Consider the following 16,461-nt stretch of genomic DNA (forward strand, 5'->3'; position numbering starts at 1 on the left):
GGTCCGGGCCGGCGAACAGGCCGCCGCGGCCGCTCACCACGCCCGGCAGCGAAGTGCCGGTGTACGAATACGTGGCGAAGGTCGGCGTCTGGCCGAAGGTGCGGCGGTCCTGGTAGATGCCGTCGAAGGTCCAGGTCAGGTCCCGCGTCAGGCGGGCATCCAGCCCCAGCGAGACGGAATCGCGCTTGAGGCCGACCGCGTTGGATGGCTTGCCCTCCTCGTGCGTGACATTCAGGCGGTAGCCGAACATCTGGTCCGGCCCCGCACGCCCGCCGAGGTCCAGGTGCTCGGTCCAGACGTGGGCGCTGCGGTAGCCCAGCTCCAGGCTGCCGGTGAAGGTGTCGGTCGGGCGCTTGGTCACGTAGTTGACCGTGCCGCCCGGATTGGCGAAGCCGTACATGAAGCCGGACAAACCCTTGAGCAGTTCGACCTGCTCCAGTTGCTCGTATGGCAGCGTGATGCCGTATCCCACATACGGCATGCCGTTGATCTTGTAGCCGTTCTGCCAGTCGAGCTGCAGCCCGCGCACGGTCAGGTAGCTGGCCCAGCTATTGTTGGCGTTGCTGTTGTCGGAGACCGACGCATCCACGGCGAACACGTCGCCAAGCTTGGTGACCTGGCGGTCGGCCAGGTCTTCGCCGCTGACGATGGTGGTGGAGTACGGCGTATCGATCTGCGCGCGGTTACCCAGCGCGCCGCTGCCAACCTTCTTCTCGAGCTGCTGGCCGGCGTCCGCCATGGCGCCCGCGCTGACGGTCACGGCGGGTAGTGCCTGCTCGGTGGCTGGCGCGGCCTGCTGCGCCAGCGCCGCGCCACAGAGCGGGAATCCGAACAGGACCGCCATCCTGGCCAGTGAGGCAAGTTGGCGGGCTTGAGGCGCAGCAGGGTTCCGGCGCGCAGCGGGGCCGAGGTGAACGGTCATTGGGTCCTGGAAAGCGAAGTGAACAAGCGAAGTGAACAATTGGATACAACGCAAACGCAAATGCGATTGATTTGCATTTCGTTTTAGAGGTCTCGGATAATGCCCAAAATTGCTGGCTATCGCAACAGGCGCGGTGAATACGAAGCAGACAGGTGCAGGCAAGCCACCATCAGAGTGGCGTAACAGGCATAAAATGGTCGTCCCGGCGAGCCCGCCACCGGTATTCGCTGACTTTCCACAAATTCCGCTTGTATTTATCTGACCTGTCAGCTACTGTTGCATCAACCAAGACGAGGAGCACATCGTGGACCACTACTCGAAGGAAAACTTCCCGCTGACCTACAGCGTCGGGTTCTTCCTCAATCGTGCCCGCAACAGCCTGATGGAAGAACTGGATGCAGCGCTGAAGGAACTGGGCATCAGCAGCCAGCACATGGGCATCCTGCTGTCGATGCTCCGCGGCAGTGCGTCCACCCCGTTCGAACTGTGCAAGCGGCTCGGCGTGGACACCGGCCTGATGACGCGCATGCTGGACAAGCTGGAGAACGAGGGCCTGCTGAAACGCAGCCGCAGCGTGAGCGACCGTCGCGTGGTCAACCTGGTGCTGACCGACAAGGGTCGCGCGATCACCGAGCAGGTTTCCGAAATCGCGCCGCAAGTGCTCAATGCACGGCTCACCGCCTTTTCCCCGGATGAATTCGCCGAATTCAGCCGGCTGCTTGTGAAATTCGCGAGCGCCTGAACCTTTTTTTTTCGCTTAATTAACTGATAGGTCAGAAAATGAACAATCAGAAGATGCAGCCGGCTCGCAGCGTCAGCCGCTTCGTTCGCCCCGCCGGCCTTGCCCTCTCCGCGCTGATGGTGGCCGTTCTTGCCGGGTGCGCCAACTACGCGGGCATTCATAGCGACAAGCAGATCGCCGATACCAAGGCCTACGCCAGCACCCAGAGCATCCCTGCCGAGCAAGGCCGCTGGCCGTCGGCCGACTGGGCCGACCAGTTCGGCGACGCGCAGCTCAAGGCCCTGGTGGCCGAAGCGCTGGAAGGCAGCCCGTCGCTCGAGAAGGCCAGGGCCCGCCTGGCCGCCGCCGTGGCGGCCAGCGAAGGCGCCAACGCCAATACGCTGCCGCAGGTGGGCGCCGGATATTCGTGGACCCGCCAGCGCTTCTCGGAAAACGCCATGACGCCGCCCCCCTTCGCCGGCTCCTGGCAATCGGAAAACAAGGCCATGCTGGGCGCCACGTTCGAGCTGGACCTGTGGGGCAAGAACCGCGAAGCGCTGAAGTCGTCGGTCTCCGCCGTACATGCCACCGAGGCCGAATCCGAGCAGGTCAAGCTGACGCTCAGCTCGGCTATCGCGCGCGCCTACAACGAGCTGGCCCGCCTCTATGCGCTGGCCGATATTGCCCGCGACGAAGTCACCCAGCGCGCCGCCGTGCTGCGCGTGACCAGCGGCCGCGTGACGATGGGCCTGGAAACCGAAGTGGAGAAGCGCACCGCCGAAGCCAACCTGGCCACCAGCGAAGTCGCCGTCTCCGCGCTCGAAGGCAATATCCAGCGCACCCGCTACCAGCTCGGCGCGCTGCTCGGCAAGGGCCCGGACCGCGGCCTGGCCATCGCCCGCCCCAGCCTGGGCACCGGCGAGGAAGTGCGCCTGCCCGACAACCTGCCCGCCGACCTGGTCTCGCGCCGCCCGGACATCGTGGCCGCGCGCTGGCGCGTGGACGCCACCACGCATGACGTGAAGGTGGCCAAGGCCGAGTTCTACCCCGACATCAACCTGTCGGCCGCCATCGGCCTGGACGCCTTCGGCTTCGGCCACTTCCTGCGCGCCGCCAGCCGCACCGCTTCGGCCGGCCCGGCCATCCACCTGCCGATCTTCGACGGCGGCGCGCTGCGCGCCCAGCTCAAGGGCCGCTATGCGGAGTTCGACTTCGCTGTCGCCAACTACAACGAGACGCTGATCAACGCGCTGTCCGACGTGGCCACGCAGCTGTCGGACATCCGCGCCATCGACGTACAGATCGCGGGCGCCGTGCGCAGCGACGAAGCCGCCCGCCGCGCGCTGACCCTGGCCATGGCCCAGTACAAGGCCGGCCTGACCACGCAACTGACCGTACTGAACGCCCAGACCAACGCGCTGGCCAGTGCCCAGGCAGTCGCCAACCTGCGCATGACCCGCCGCGACCGCCAGATCGCGCTGGCCGCGGCGCTCGGCGGCGGCTACACCGACACCTCGGATTCCATCAAGCAGGCGGCCCTGATCCGCTGAGCCAGCCATCGCAATAACGCTAACCGCCAATCGCCAGTTTCCCGCATACAGGTACTGCCATGACTACCCAGAACCAAACCGAACAAGCTGCTCAACCGAACAACCCGCAAGCCGTTGCGCAGGCCGCCAGCCCGGCACCAGGCAAGCGCAAGCGCGCCCTCGCCCTGCTGGGCCTGGTCACCGCGCTGGCCGCCGCCGGCTGGGGCACGTACTACTACACCGAAGCCCGTTTCCATGAAGACACCGACGACGCCTACGTCAACGGCAACCTGGTGCAGATCACGCCGCAGGTGACCGGCACGGTGATCGCGGTCAACGCCGACGACACGCAGATCGTCAAGGCGGGCGAGCCGCTGGTGAACCTCGACGCGGCCGATGCCAGGGTGGCGCTGGCCAATGCCGAAGCCATGCTCGGGCAGACCGTGCGCCAGGTCAGCGCGCTCTATGTCAACAACAGCGTGCTCGAAGCCACCATCGCCCAGCGCCAGGCCGACCTGGCGCGCGCCCGCGACGACCTGCGCCGCCGCACCGAAGTCAGCGAGACCGGCGCCGTCGCCGCCGAAGACGTGGCGCACGCCCGCGATGCCGTCAAGACCGCCGAGGCCGCGCTCGAGACTGCGCGCCAGCAACTGGCATCGAACCACGCGCTGACCGACCAGGCCACCGTGCCCGACCACCCCAGCGTGCAGGCCGCCGCCGCCAAGGTGCGCGACGCCTACCTCGCCAATGCCCGCAACAGCCTGCCGGCGCCCGTGACCGGCTACGTGGCGCGCCGCTCGGTGCAGGTCGGCCAGCGCGTGGCCCCGGGCAACCCGCTGATGGCCATCGTGCCGCTGGACGGCGTGTGGATCGACGCCAACTTCAAGGAAGTGCAGCTCAAGAACATCCGCATCGGGCAGCCGGTGGAGCTGCATGCCGATCTCTACGGCAGCAGCGTGACCTATCACGGCCGCGTGGTGGGCTTCTCCGCCGGCACCGGCAGCGCGTTCTCCGCCCTGCCCGCGCAGAACGCCACCGGCAACTGGATCAAGGTCGTGCAGCGCCTGCCGGTACGCGTCCAGCTCGATGCGGCTGAGCTGCGCGCGCACCCCCTGCAGATCGGCCTGTCGATGCAGGTGGACGTGAACACGCGCAACGCCGGCGGCTCGCACCTGGCGCCGGTGGCCGACGCCGCCAACGCCTACCGCACCACCTACAAGACCAATGTGTTCGAGCGCTACGGCGCGGAAGCCGACGACGAGATCGCACGCATCGTCGCGCACAACAGCAATAGCCAGGGCCAGGGCGCGCAGGTCGCCCGGGCCGCGCAAGCGCCCAAGCCGCAGGCCAGCGCACCGGTGCAGGCAGCGCGCGCGGGAAAGCAAGGCGCGGGCGCCTGAAGCGTTCTTTTTCGTCCAAATATCTGACTTATCAGGCGATGCCGGCAGGGCGCGGGACAGCGACCCTTCCCGCGGCCCTCCCCGGCCGGCATCCCAAGCGACCTGAATACGCGACCAAACAAGCGAAACCTCGCCGGAGCGCACCATGCAAGCCCAATCCCGACCACTCGCCCCGCCACCGCCGCTCACCGGCGGCAAGCTCGCGCTGGCAACCTTCGCCGTGGCGCTGGCCACCTTCATGAACGTGCTCGATTCGTCGATCGCCAACGTGGCCATCCCGACCATCTCCGGCAACCTGGGCGTCTCGATCGACGAGGGCACCTGGGTCATCACGCTGTTCGCCGCCGCCAACGCGGTGTCGATTCCGCTGACCGGCTGGCTGACGCAGCGCATCGGCCAGATCCGCCTGTTCGTCGGCGCCATCCYGTTGTTCGTGCTGTCGTCGTGGCTGTGCGGCATCGCCCCCAACCTGCCTGTGCTGCTGGCCGCGCGTATTCTCCAGGGCGCCGTGGCCGGTCCGCTGATCCCGCTCTCGCAGGCCATCCTGCTCGGCTCGTATCCGAAGGAAAAGAGCGCGACCGCGCTCGCGCTGTGGGCCATGACCGCCACCGTGGGCCCGATCGCCGGCCCCGCGCTGGGCGGCTGGATGACGGACAGCTACTCGTGGTCGTGGATCTTCTACATCAACATCCCGGTCGGCCTGTTCGCAGCCGCCGTGACATGGGCCATCTACCGCGAGCGCGAGACCCCCCCGCGCAAGCTGCCCATCGACGTGGTCGGCCTGGGCTCGCTGATCGTGTGGGTGGCCGCGCTGCAGATCATGCTCGACAAGGGCAAGGACCTGGACTGGTTCAGCTCGCCGGTGATCGTCATCCTGGCCGTGGTGGCGGCGCTTGGCTTCGCCTTCTTCGTGATCTGGGAGCTGACCGAGAAGAACCCCATCATCGACCTGCGCCTGTTCAAGGGCCGCAACTTCCTCGGCGGCACGGTCGCCATCTCGGTGGCCTACGCCCTGTTCTTCGCCAACCTGGTGCTGCTGCCGCAATGGATGCAGCAATACCTGAACTATCCGGCCGTGAACGCCGGCATGGTGACCGCGCCGCTCGGTATCTTCGCCGTGCTGCTCACGCCCGTGCTCGGCAAGCTCTTGCCCAAGATCGACCTGCGCGTGCTGGGCACCATGGCATTCCTTGGCTTTGCCGGGGTGTTCTTCATGCGTTCGCAATACACCACTGGCGTGGATACCTGGACGCTGGTCCTGCCGACCTTGCTGCAAGGCATACCGACCGGGCTGTTCTTCGTGCCACTGACCGCGATCATCCTCTCGGGGCTGGCCCCGGAGAAGATTCCCGCCGCGGCAGGCCTGTCCAACTTCGCCCGCGTGTTTGCCGGCGCGGCAGGCACGTCGATTGCCAGCACCGCATGGAACAGCCGCAGCATCCTGCACCACAGCCAGCTTGCCGAGCAGGCCAGCCCGACCAACCCGCTCTACAACGCCGCGCTCGAATCGATCCAGGCCACGCTGCATTTCAGCCCGGCGCAGGCGGTGGCCTACTTCGAGCGCAGCCTCAACACGCAAGCGATCATGCTCGGCCTGAACGACATCTTCTGGATCTCGGGCGTGATCTTCGTGCTGATCGTGCCGCTGATCTGGCTGACCAAGCCGGTGAAGGGCGCGGTGTCGGAAGCGGCGGCYGCCGCGCACTGAAGCACCCGAGCGCGCCACGGCGCGGTCGCGCCGTGGCCAGCAAGCTTGCGCCTCCCGCCGGGAGGCGTTCCCGCTTTCCCGCTTTCCCTGCGCAACCCCTCGTCAGAACGTCAGAACAAATCCCGTTGCCCCGTCACCAGCCTGGAGAAATCCTCTTCCAGGAACGGCAGGATGGCATCCGCCACCGGCTGCAGCTGGCGCTCCAGGTAGTGCGCGTAGTCGAGCGCGCCGCGCCGCGTTTCCAGCGGCTCGGGCCCCGTGGTGGTCATCACGTAGCTGATCCAGCCGCCGTTCTGGTATTGCAGCGGGCGCCCCTCGCGCTGATTGAATTCGTCGGCGATGCGCGCGGCGCGCACGTGCGGCGGCACGTTGCGCTGGTACTCCTCCAGCGGGCGCCGCAGGCGCTTGCGGTAGACCAGCAGATCGTCGAACTCGCCGCCGAGCGTGCGCGCCACGTAGTCCCGCACGTACTCGCGAAAGGGTTGCTTCTTGAACACGCGCTGGTATAGCTCCTGCTGGAACTGCTGGGCCAGCGGCGTCCAGTCGGTGCGCACGGTTTCCAGGCCCTTGAAGACCATTTCGTCTTTGCCATCCGCGCCGGCGACGAGCCCCGCATAGCGCTTCTTGCTGCCTTGCTCCGCGCCGCGCACGGTGGGCATCAGGAAACGCAGGTAGTGGGTATCGAACTCCAGCTCCAGCGCGCTTTCCAGTCCATAGGACTGCCGCAGGTGATCGCGCCACCATTGGTTCACGTATTCCACCAGCGCGAGCCCGAGCCGGCGGGCATCCTGCTCCGAGTGCGGGTGCTTCAGCCAGACGAAGGTGGAGTCGGTATCGCCGTAGATGACCTCATAGCCCCTGGCCTCGATCAGCTCGCGCGTGCGGTGCATGATCTCGTGGCCGCGCATGGTGATCGACGAGGCCAGGCGCGGGTCGAAGAAGCGGCAGACGCTCGAGCCCAGCACGCCGTAGAAGGCATTCATGATGATCTTGAGCGCCTGCGACAGCGGCTGGTTGCGCTGGCGCTTGGCCGCTTCGCGCTCCTGCCAGATCTGGCTGACGATGGCCGGCAGGCTGTGCTTGCTGCGCGAGAAGCGCCCGCCGCGGAAGCCCGGCACCGAATCGGCATCATCGGGATGCAGCATGCCTTCCACCAGCCCTACGGGATCGATCAGGAAGGTGCGGATGATGGACGGATACAGGCTCTTGTAGTCCAGCACCACCACCGAGTCATAGAGCCCCGGCCGCGAGTCCATGACAAAACCACCGGGGCTGGCCGCCTCCGGCACGTCCCCCAGGTTCGGCGCGACATAGCCCTGCCGGTGCATCAGCGGCATGTACAGGTGGCAGAATGCCGCCACCGAGCCGCCGCTGCGGTCCGCGGCCAGCCCCGTGACCGCGGCGCGCTCCAGCAGGAAATGCAGCAACTCGGTCTTGGCGAAGATGCGCGTGACCAGTTCGCAGTCCTTCAGGTTGTAGCGCGCCAGTGCGGGCTTGTCCTCGGCAAAGCGGCGGTCGATCTCGGCCATGCGCTGGTATGGGTTGTCGATGGACTTGCCCTCGCCGAGCAGCGTCTGCGCCACGTTCTCGAGGCTGAACGAGGGGAAGTTCCAGGTAGCCGAGCGCAGCGATTCGATGCCGTCGATGATCAGCCGGCCGGCGGCGGAGGCAAAGAAATGCTCCTGCTTGAAGCCGTGCTCGCGCCATTCCAGCAGGCCGCCGCCGCGGCCGAAGCGCAGCGGTATGCGGTAGCGCTCCGCATGCTTTTGCAGCACGCGCAGGTCGAACTGCACCACGTTCCAGCCGATGATGGCATCGGGATCGTGCCGTTCCAGCCACTGGTTGAGCTTCTCCAGCATGTCGGCATGGCTGGCGCAGTAGTCGAGGTCGAAGTCGATGCCGCTTGCATCGCCGTTGGGCGGCCCGAGCATGTAGACCTGGCGCTGGCCGCAGCCTTCGAGCGCAATCGAATACAGCTCGCCGTGGGCGGTGGTCTCGATATCGAGCGAAACCAGCTTCAGGCGCGGGCGGTAAGCCGGCGCGGGCTTCATCTGGGCGTTGAGCAGCGGCCCGCGCGGATCGGCCGCGTTGGCTTCGCCGCCGAACCACACCGGCGCATTGATGAAGCGCTCCATCAGGTAGCGGTCGGGGGGGCGGATATCGGCTTCGTAGACATCGATGCCGTATTCGCGCAGCTGCTTTTCCAGCTTGCCGAGCTGGCGGTATTGCGGGCAATACAGGCCCAGCACCGGGCGCTGGTGGAAGTCGGTCAGCGGCAGGGGTTTCAGTTCGGCGCCGCGCTCGCCGCGCAGGACCAGTGCTGCGCGCTCGCCGTGCTCGGCCGGGATGAAGGCCACGGACTGCTGCGGGGCGAGACGGATATGGCGCGGCCCGTCGTCCGTCGCGAGCCAGAACTCGACCTCGGTGCCCGCCGCGGTGTCGCGCCAGTGCCGGGTCAGAAGAAAACCCTGATGTAGTTGATCCACCCTGCTGCTGCCTTGGAAAGCCCTGCCTTTGCGGCCACCGGCTATTCTACCGGCCCGCCGGCCTAGAGCATGGCCGAATGCAGGTGATGGGGATCGTCCAGCGTCTCGGCGACGATCTGCAGCGACTCTTCCACTTCGTCGCGGTCGCTCGGCCCGCCGAGGCAGATGCGCACGGCTTCCGGCGGATTGCCGTCGGTCGAGAACGCGGCGCTGGACACCGCGCCAATGCTCCGGGAGCGCAAGTGCAGTGCCAGCTCCGACGGGCTCCATACGCTTTCGCCGGGAATCGGCAGCCACAGGTGAAAGCCGCTCGGATCGGCGTCGAAGGGGCGGCCCGCCAGCACCCGCTGCGCGATCGCCTGGCGCGCCACGCTCTCGGCGCGGATCGCCTTGAGCATGTCGTCCACCGTGCCGTCCTTGATCCAGGCCGTGGCCAGCAGGGTATTGAACGGACTGGCCATCACCGTGGTGGCGCGCAAGGTGCCGGCCAGCCGCTGGGTCTGGCGGGCGCTGGGGCCGTGGATGAAGGCGATGCGCAGGCCCGCGCCGAAGCATTTCGACAGCCCGGTCACGTAGTAGGTGAGCTCCGGTGCCAGGGTGGCGAATGCATCGGGCACGCTCTGCGGCAGCATGCCGTAGGCATCGTCCTCGATGATCGGCACGCTGTAGCGCAGCGCGATATCGGCCAGGATCTCGCGCCGGCCCTGCGGGATCGTCCTCGTGCTCGGATTCTGCAAGGTGGGATTGCAGTAGAACGCGGCGGGTTTCTGCGCCTTGCACAGCGCCTCGAAGGCCGGCGCGAGCGGCCCCTCTTCGTCGCCGGGCAAGGCCAGCAGCTGCACCCCGAGTTGCGCGGCGATGGCCTTGATGCCGGGATAGGCCAGCGTGTCCAGGCAGATGGCCTGGCCGGGGCGCGACAACTGCGACAGCAACGCCACCAGCGCGCTATGGATGCCGGGGGCGATCAGCACGGTCTCCGCGCTGCATGCCGGCACCAGCCGGCGCAGCCAGCCGGTCGCCACCGCACGGTCGGCCGGCGTGCCGCCGAAGTCCTGGTAGCGCAGCAGCGCATAGGGATCGGTGGCCCCCATCAGGCGCGTCATCGATTCGCGCAGCCGCGCGGCCAGCGCCGCCGGCTCCGGCGGCATGTTCATCGTCATCTCGGCGCCCGTGCCCGCGCGCAGCGGCAGCGCCGGCGCGCGCCCGCGCACATAGGTGCCGCTGCCGGCCTTGGTGTCGATCAGGCCGCGCTTGCGCGCCTCGTTGTAGCCGCGCGCCACGGTGGTGTAGTTGAGCTTCAGCGCGTCGGCCAGGTCGCGCAAGGCCGGCAACCGGTCCCGCGCCTGCAGGCGGCCGCTGGCAAGCGCCTCCTCGATCAGCTCCGGGATCATCAGATAGGCCGGCTTCGCGCTCTCCGCGATGCGCTTTTCCCAATGGTTCGTCAGGCCAGACAAGACGGACTCCGCGATATGGATTCAGCCATTCAGGCTAGCACAAGTGATCGCATTCACCATGCAATATTGATTGCACCCGGATACGCAACATGATGGTGCGCGAATGAGCCTGATTGCACCGATTGAGCGCACGCGATTGCCGCAAAGCCGCCACCCGGTGCATCCCTGCGGCGCCGCGCGCCCGGCCCCGAGTGGTGCCGGCAGTACCTTGCGCGGCCGCCGCGTTGCCGATCACCGATGCGATCAATCCGGCGGCGCCTGCCAGATCGCGGATTGATCGCATGGCTGGACCGCGCGGATGGCATACCGGTTGCACAAGTCTCCACGTCGGCCCCCCGGCCGATCGATCGATCGACGGATCGCTTGATCGACTGAACCACCAACGAATTGGAGCAAAACATGCCCGCAGTGAACAAACCGGCCCACCAGAAGGGCGATTTCCTGGTCGACTACGAAGAGAAGGTCTTCGAGGACGTAAAAGCCGAGCGGGGCGAGAAGGCGCTGGTCACCTTCCACACCGTGGCCTTCGAAGGCTCGATCGGCTTCGTCAACATGCTGCAGGCCACCCGCCTGCAGCGCAAGGGCTTCGAGACCTCGATCCTGCTGTATGGCCCGGGCGTCACGCTCGGCCTGCAGCGCGGCTTCCCCACGCTGGGCGACGAAGCCTTCGCCGGTCACCTGAACTTCAACAAGCAGCTCACCAAGTTCATGGACGAAGGCGGCAAGGTCTACGCCTGCCGCTTCGCGCTGCAAGCGCTGTACGGCCACGGCGAAGCCTCGCTGATCGAAGGCATCCGCCCGATCAACCCGCTCGACGTGCTCGACCTCCGGCTCCTGCATCGCAAGGAGAACGCACTGATCGTCGACACCTGGACTGTTTAAGTAAAGAGAGGCGGGTATCACCATGTCACAGAAACGCATCGTGCGCGCGGCCGCGGTCCAGATCTCCCCGGACCTCGAGAACGGCGAGGGTACGCTCGGCAAGGTCTGCGAAGCGATCGACAAGGCCGCCCTGGAAGGCGTGCAACTGATCGTCTTCCCCGAGACCTTCGTGCCGTATTACCCGTATTTCTCCTTCGTGCGGCCGCCGGTGCAGTCCGGCAGCGACCACATGCGCCTGTACGAGCAAGCCGTGGTGGTACCCGGCCCGGTCACGCACGCCGTCGCCGAGCGCGCGCGCCGGCACGGCATGGTGGTGGTGCTCGGCGTCAACGAGCGCGACCACGGCAGCATCTACAACACCCAGCTGATCTTCGACGCCGATGGCCGCCTGGTGCTCAAGCGCCGCAAGATCACGCCAACCTTCCACGAACGCATGATCTGGGGCCAGGGCGACGCTGCCGGTCTCAAGGTCGCCGACACCGCCGTCGGCCGCGTGGGCGCGCTGGCCTGCTGGGAGCACTACAACCCGCTGGCGCGCTACGCGCTGATGACCCAGCACGAGGAAATCCATTGCAGCCAGTTTCCCGGCTCGCTGGTGGGCCCGGTCTTCGCCGAGCAGATCGAGGTCACCATCCGCCACCACGCGCTGGAATCGGGCTGCTTCGTGGTCAACGCCACCGGCTGGCTGACCGAGCAGCAGATTGCCTCGGTGACCACCGACCCGGGCCTGCAGAAGGCCCTGCGCGGCGGCTGCAACACCGCGATCATCTCGCCCGAAGGCCAGCACCTCGCCACGCCGCTGCGCGAAGGCGAAGGCCTGGTGATCGCCGACCTGGACATGTCGCTCATCACCAAGCGCAAACGCATGATGGACTCGGTGGGGCACTACGCGCGCCCCGAACTGCTGAGCCTAGCCATCAACGACCGGCCGGCCGCCACGTCCTCGGCCATGGCTTCGGCCATGAGCACCGCATTCGCCAACTTCAACGGGAGCACCCAACATGCACTCCAGCGAGACGACGCCGGCCTCGAGCCGGCAGTTGATGACTGAGCTTCAATCTGTCGGGATGCGCCTGGAAGACCCCCGTGCCGGCGCGGCCAGCCGCCGCGGCGGGGCGGGCCCTTCGGACCACAAGGCAGTGACCATCGACGGCGTGACCATCATGGTGCCGGTGCATACCAGCACGGCCTGGGACTCCCCGTTCGTGGCCTCCGCCCCGGATGCCCGGGGCGAGGTGAAGCTCTCGCGCGGCACCATCCCCATCGCCAGCATCAGCTTCCCGAAGGCGCCGCGCTTCTATGCGATGCAGACCATGGAAGGCATCCCCTACTCCCACATCGCCACGCTGCACGGCGCCGACGTGCTGGCCACCACCGTGCTGCAGACCTGCATCCGCTATGAAAGCCGGCGCAAGACCTGCAAGTTCTGCTCGATCGGCCAATCGCTGGCGGCCGGGCGCACCATCGCCCGCAAGACCCCCGAGCAGCTGGCCGAGGTGGCCCGCGCGGCCGTGCTGCTCGACGGCGTCAAGCATATGGTGCTGACCACCGGCACGCCGCCCACGCCGGACCGCGGCGCCAGCATCCTGTGCGACAGCGCGTTCGCCATCCGCGCCGCGGTCGACCTGCCGATCCAGGCGCAGTGCGAGCCGCCCGACGACGACCGCTGGTTCGGCCGCATGCGCGCCGCCGGCATCGACACGTTGGGCATGCACCTCGAAGTGGTCACGCCCGCCGTGCGCGAGCGCATCATGCCGGGCAAGGCCTCGGTGCCCATCAGCCGCTACATGGAGTCGTTCAAGGCGGYGGTAGCGGTGTTCGGGCGCGGCCAGGTCAGCACCTATATCCTGGCCGGCCTGGGCGACACCGCCGAGGCCATCCTGTCGATCTCGCGCGAACTGCTCGACATCGGCGTCTACCCGTTCGTGGTGCCCTTCGTGCCGATCTCCGGCACGCCGCTGGAAGACCATCCCGCGCCCACGCCCGAGTTCATGAAGTCGGTGCTGCAGCCGCTGGGCGCGATGGTCGGCGCGGCCGGCATGCGCTCGGCCGACATCAAGGCCGGCTGCGGCAAGTGCGGCGCCTGCTCGTCGCTGTCGTCCTACGAAGGATTGCCAGCATGAAAGCCGATCTCTGCGTGGAAGTGCCGGCCGCCGACGTCTTGCGCGTGCGCTGGGCCGATGCAGCCTGGGAAGCCGAGCAGGCCTACCGCCTGCGGCAGGCGGTGTTCTGCGACGAGCAGGGCATCTTCGCCGGCGACGACCGCGACGCCGTCGATGACGTGGCCCAGTTGCTGGTAGCGGTGGCGTCCCGGCCCGGGCAGGCGGACCAGGTGGTCGGCACGGTGCGCATCCACGAGAGCGAGCCCGGCGTGTGGTTCGGCTCGCGCCTGGCCGTGGACGCCGCCTTCCGCCGCCACGGCAAGATCGGCGCCACGCTGATCCGCCTGGCCGTCAGCAGTGCCAACGCGCTGGGCTGCCAGCGCTTCCTGGCCCACGTGCAGAGCCAGAACGTGCCGCTGTTCCGGCGCCTGCACTGGAGCGTGCTGTCGGAGGAAACGCTGCTGGGCCATCCGCACCACCTGATGYAGGCGKACCTCAATATGTATCCGCCCTGCCATACGCCGCGCATAGGCTTCGTCGCCGAAGGCAGGGCCGCACGATGACCCTCGACGAACTCGTCCAGGCGCAGCGCGCCAGCCGCGGCTTCGGCCACAAGACCGATATCGCCGGCATGCTCTCCTCGCTGGGCAGCGCGCTGCCCAACGGCGCGCGCGACCTCGCACAGGCCGTGGCGGTGGGCGACGACTGCGCCGCCATTGCCGACGGCGACGACTATCTGCTGTTCGCCATCGAAGGCATGGTCAGCGACTTTATCCGCACCATGCCGTGGTTCGCCGGCTACAGCGCGGTCATGGTCAATATCAGCGATGTCTATGCCATGGGCGGGCGCCCGCTGGCCGTGGTCGACGCGATCTGGAGCCAGGGCGTGGCCGACGCCGCCGAGGTGTTCAAGGGCATGGCCGCGGCGGCGTCGCGCTATGGCGTGCCGATCGTCGGCGGACACAGCAATGCCCGCAGCGACCAGGCCCAGCTCGCGGTGGCCATCCTTGGCCGCGCCACGCGCCTGCTGTCGAGCTTCGCCGCGCGTCCCGGCCAGCGCCTGCTGATGGCGGTGGACCTGCGCGGCGCCTTCGTCGAGCCGTATCCCTACTGGAACGCTTCCACCGAGGCGCCGGCCCAACGCCTGCGCGGCGATCTCGAGATCCTCCCCGCGCTGGCCGAGGACGGCCTGTGCGGTGCCGCCAAGGACATCAGCATGGCCGGCACGCTCGGCACGGCGCTGATGCTGCTGGAGTGCTCCGGCGTGGGCGCCAGCATCRACCTGGCGCGCATTCCCATGCCGCCCGGCGTGGACATGCAGCGCTGGCTGACGGCCTTCCCCAGCTATGGCTTCCTGCTGGCGGTGGACGAACAGGACGTGCAGGCCGTCAGCGCGCGCTTCGGCGCGCGCGGCATCGCCTGCGCGGACATCGGCGCCATCGACGCCTCGCGCACGGTGCAGGTCAAGCGGCATGGCGAGCGCGCCTTGCTGTGGGACTTCGCCCGCGACGCCTTCATCGTTCCGCGCGACGCGGAACCGCTCACCGCATAAGGAGTACCCATGCCAGTCACGCATTTCCGGGTGCAATGGCCGGACCACAGCCAGGCTACCTGTTATTCGCCGTCCTCCGTCGTCACCGAGTACTTCGCCGCCGGGCAGGACTATCCGCTGGAAGACTTCCTGGCGCGCGCGCGGCAGGCCCTGGGCAGCGCCTCCGAGCGGGTCATGGCCAGGTACGGCTACGCCTGCTCCTCGGCCATGGACCAGCTCGGCCAGATCGAGACCACCGCGGCCAGATGGCAGGCCCAGCCCGGCGCCACCGTGCGCGTGCTCGGCTTCGGGCGATAGCCCCCACATACGGCACCCGCAGTTTCGTTTCATCGATTTCATTTCATCGATTTCGTCTCACCGATTTCGTCTCACCGAACGCCAAGAAGGAAAACCATCATGTCCAGCACACACAGCCAAAGCCAGGCCAGCGGGGCCGCCGCAAAGCATTACAGCGTGATCGTGGTCGGGGGCGGCCAGGCGGGCCTGTCCATGAGCTACTACCTGCAGCAGGCAGCCATCGACCACCTGGTGATCGAAAAAAATACCATCACGCACACCTGGCGCAAGCAGCGCTGGGACGCCTTCTGCCTGGTCACGCCCAACTGGCAGTGCGCCCTGCCCGGCTACCCCTACCAGGGCGACGATCCCCACGGCTTCATGAGGAAGGACGAGATCACCGCCTACCTGGATGGCTTCATCGCCATGGTGAACGCCCCCGTGCTGGAGCACACCGAGGTGCGCCGCGTCCGGCCGCGCGAGCGCGGCGGCTACGAGGTCTCGACTTCGCAGGGTGACTTCACCGCCGACCAGGTGGTGGTGGCCTCGGGCGGCTATCACTCGCCCATCGTGCCGCGCATGGCCGAGCGCCTGCCGGCCGGCATCCGCCAGATCCAGTCGTCCGAGTACCGCAGCCCGCAGGCGCTGCCCGCGGGCGGCGTACTGGTGGTGGGCTCGGGCCAGTCGGGCGCGCAGATCGCCGAAGACCTTCACCTGGCGGGGCGCGATGTTTACCTGGCCGTGGGCGAGGCACCGCGTTGCGCGCGCTTCTACCGCGGCCGCGACGTAGTGGACTGGCTCGCCGACATGCAGTACTACGACATGCCGGTGCAGGAACATCCGCTGCGCGAAGGCGTGCGCGACAACACCAACCACTATGTGACCGGGCGCGACGGCGGCCGCGACATCGACCTGCGCAAGTTCGCCACCGAGGGCATGGAGCTGTACGGGCTGCTGCAGGACTACCGCGACGGCAGGCTGCACTTCGCGCCCGACCTGGCGGCCAACCTGCAGGACGCCGACGACACCTACAACCGCATCAACGCCGGCATCGACAAGTACATCGAGAAGCATGGCATCGCTGCGCCGCCGGCCAGCATCTACGAGCCCGTATGGCAGCCCGCCGCGGAGCGTACCGCGCTGGATCTGGCCAGCGCGGGCATCGGCACCATCATCTGGTGCATCGGCTTCCGCCCGGATTTCAGCTGGCTGGAAGCGCCGGTCTTCAACGGCCGCGGCTACCCCGGCCACGTGCGCGGCGTCACCGCCCAGCCCGGCCTGTACTTCCTGGGCCTGCCCTGGCTCCATACCTGGGGATCGGGCCGCTTCTCGGGCATCGCGCGCGATGCCGAGCACCTGGCTGGCCAGGTGCGCGCCTCGCTGGCCAGCGAAGCCCTGGCCGCCTGACATGCACCGCGCTCGCACCCGC

14 protein-coding genes are annotated in these 16,461 nt (G+C 67.7%); 11 read left to right on the forward strand and 3 right to left on the reverse strand.

All coding sequences use genetic code 11. The annotated features are described in order from the left end of the window. Positions 1–844: TonB-dependent siderophore receptor (locus tag AC1DO7_RS04565; protein ID WP_477115838.1), on the reverse strand; the 844-nt coding region annotated here is incomplete at its 3' end. Positions 845–1,226: 382 nt separating this feature from the next. Here AC1DO7_RS04565 and AC1DO7_RS04570 point away from each other — a divergent pair. The 4 genes from AC1DO7_RS04570 to AC1DO7_RS04585 all read left to right on the forward strand — a co-directional run bounded on the left by AC1DO7_RS04570 (position 1,227) and on the right by AC1DO7_RS04585 (position 6,280). After that, complete coding sequence (locus tag AC1DO7_RS04570; protein WP_441649945.1) at positions 1,227–1,664, forward strand: MarR family winged helix-turn-helix transcriptional regulator; 438 nt, start codon at positions 1,227–1,229, stop codon at positions 1,662–1,664. 38 nt (positions 1,665–1,702) lie between these two features. Beyond that, positions 1,703–3,193 (forward strand): efflux transporter outer membrane subunit, encoded by a 1,491-nt coding sequence (locus AC1DO7_RS04575; RefSeq protein WP_441620230.1) that lies wholly within the window; start codon positions 1,703–1,705, stop codon positions 3,191–3,193. 59 nt (positions 3,194–3,252) lie between these two features. Continuing rightward, positions 3,253–4,572 (forward strand): HlyD family secretion protein, encoded by a 1,320-nt coding sequence (locus AC1DO7_RS04580; protein WP_441620232.1) that lies wholly within the window; start codon positions 3,253–3,255, stop codon positions 4,570–4,572. A gap of 145 nt (positions 4,573–4,717) precedes the next feature. Beyond that, positions 4,718–6,280: a DHA2 family efflux MFS transporter permease subunit gene (locus tag AC1DO7_RS04585; protein WP_477115839.1), complete on the forward strand. Its 1,563-nt coding sequence runs from the start codon at positions 4,718–4,720 to the stop codon at positions 6,278–6,280. 110 nt (positions 6,281–6,390) lie between these two features. On the opposite strand, the gene AC1DO7_RS04590 is transcribed toward AC1DO7_RS04585, so the two are convergent. Then, a complete protein-coding gene (locus AC1DO7_RS04590) occupies positions 6,391–8,766 on the reverse strand; it encodes a DNA polymerase II (protein ID WP_441620235.1) in 2,376 nt (791 codons plus the stop codon). 62 nt (positions 8,767–8,828) lie between these two features. Next, positions 8,829–10,220 carry an aminotransferase-like domain-containing protein gene (locus tag AC1DO7_RS04595; RefSeq protein WP_441620237.1) on the reverse strand — a complete coding sequence of 464 codons (1,392 nt, stop codon included), beginning with the start codon at positions 10,218–10,220 and terminating at the stop codon, positions 8,829–8,831. 399 nt (positions 10,221–10,619) lie between these two features. Between AC1DO7_RS04595 and AC1DO7_RS04600 the strand changes: the two genes are divergently transcribed. From AC1DO7_RS04600 to AC1DO7_RS04630, 7 genes are all read left to right on the forward strand, one after another. Continuing rightward, positions 10,620–11,102, forward strand: coding sequence for an MSMEG_0572/Sll0783 family nitrogen starvation response protein (locus tag AC1DO7_RS04600; RefSeq protein ID WP_441620239.1), 483 nt, complete (start codon positions 10,620–10,622; stop codon positions 11,100–11,102). Positions 11,103–11,124: 22 nt separating this feature from the next. Continuing rightward, positions 11,125–12,153, forward strand: coding sequence for a Nit6803 family nitrilase (locus tag AC1DO7_RS04605; protein ID WP_441620241.1), 1,029 nt, complete (start codon positions 11,125–11,127; stop codon positions 12,151–12,153). Next, a complete protein-coding gene (locus AC1DO7_RS04610; protein WP_477115840.1) occupies positions 12,146–13,225 on the forward strand; it encodes an MSMEG_0568 family radical SAM protein in 1,080 nt (359 codons plus the stop codon). The genes AC1DO7_RS04605 and AC1DO7_RS04610 overlap by 8 nt, the downstream gene beginning before the upstream one ends. Then, positions 13,222–13,767 carry an MSMEG_0567/Sll0786 family nitrogen starvation N-acetyltransferase gene (locus AC1DO7_RS04615; RefSeq protein ID WP_477115841.1) on the forward strand — a complete coding sequence of 182 codons (546 nt, stop codon included), beginning with the start codon at positions 13,222–13,224 and terminating at the stop codon, positions 13,765–13,767. The genes AC1DO7_RS04610 and AC1DO7_RS04615 overlap by 4 nt, the downstream gene beginning before the upstream one ends. Next, the gene (locus tag AC1DO7_RS04620; protein WP_477115842.1) at positions 13,764–14,756 is read left to right on the forward strand and encodes a sll0787 family AIR synthase-like protein; all 993 of its coding nucleotides are present in this window, start codon (positions 13,764–13,766) and stop codon (positions 14,754–14,756) included. Before AC1DO7_RS04615 ends, AC1DO7_RS04620 begins: the two co-directional genes overlap by 4 nt. Before the next feature lie 9 nt (positions 14,757–14,765). Next, positions 14,766–15,053, forward strand: a complete 288-nt coding sequence (locus AC1DO7_RS04625; RefSeq protein ID WP_441620249.1) for an MSMEG_0570 family nitrogen starvation response protein — start codon at positions 14,766–14,768, stop codon at positions 15,051–15,053. A gap of 99 nt (positions 15,054–15,152) precedes the next feature. Then, positions 15,153–16,439 (forward strand): MSMEG_0569 family flavin-dependent oxidoreductase, encoded by a 1,287-nt coding sequence (locus AC1DO7_RS04630; RefSeq protein ID WP_441620251.1) that lies wholly within the window; start codon positions 15,153–15,155, stop codon positions 16,437–16,439. Positions 16,440–16,461 lie beyond the last annotated feature (22 nt).

This window comes from Cupriavidus sp. 05N40, assembly GCF_056397305.1.

Bases quoted from the DNA above. Each gene is read 5' to 3' on its own strand.
- AC1DO7_RS04575 (WP_441620230.1), top strand. From the start codon at position 1,703: ATGAACAATCAGAAGATGCAGCCGGCTCGCAGCGTCAGCCGCTTCGTT.
- AC1DO7_RS04580 (WP_441620232.1), top strand. From the start codon at position 3,253: ATGACTACCCAGAACCAAACCGAACAAGCTGCTCAACCGAACAACCCG.
- AC1DO7_RS04600 (WP_441620239.1), top strand. From the start codon at position 10,620: ATGCCCGCAGTGAACAAACCGGCCCACCAGAAGGGCGATTTCCTGGTC.
- AC1DO7_RS04605 (WP_441620241.1), top strand. From the start codon at position 11,125: ATGTCACAGAAACGCATCGTGCGCGCGGCCGCGGTCCAGATCTCCCCG.
- AC1DO7_RS04625 (WP_441620249.1), top strand. From the start codon at position 14,766: ATGCCAGTCACGCATTTCCGGGTGCAATGGCCGGACCACAGCCAGGCT.
- AC1DO7_RS04630 (WP_441620251.1), top strand. From the start codon at position 15,153: ATGTCCAGCACACACAGCCAAAGCCAGGCCAGCGGGGCCGCCGCAAAG.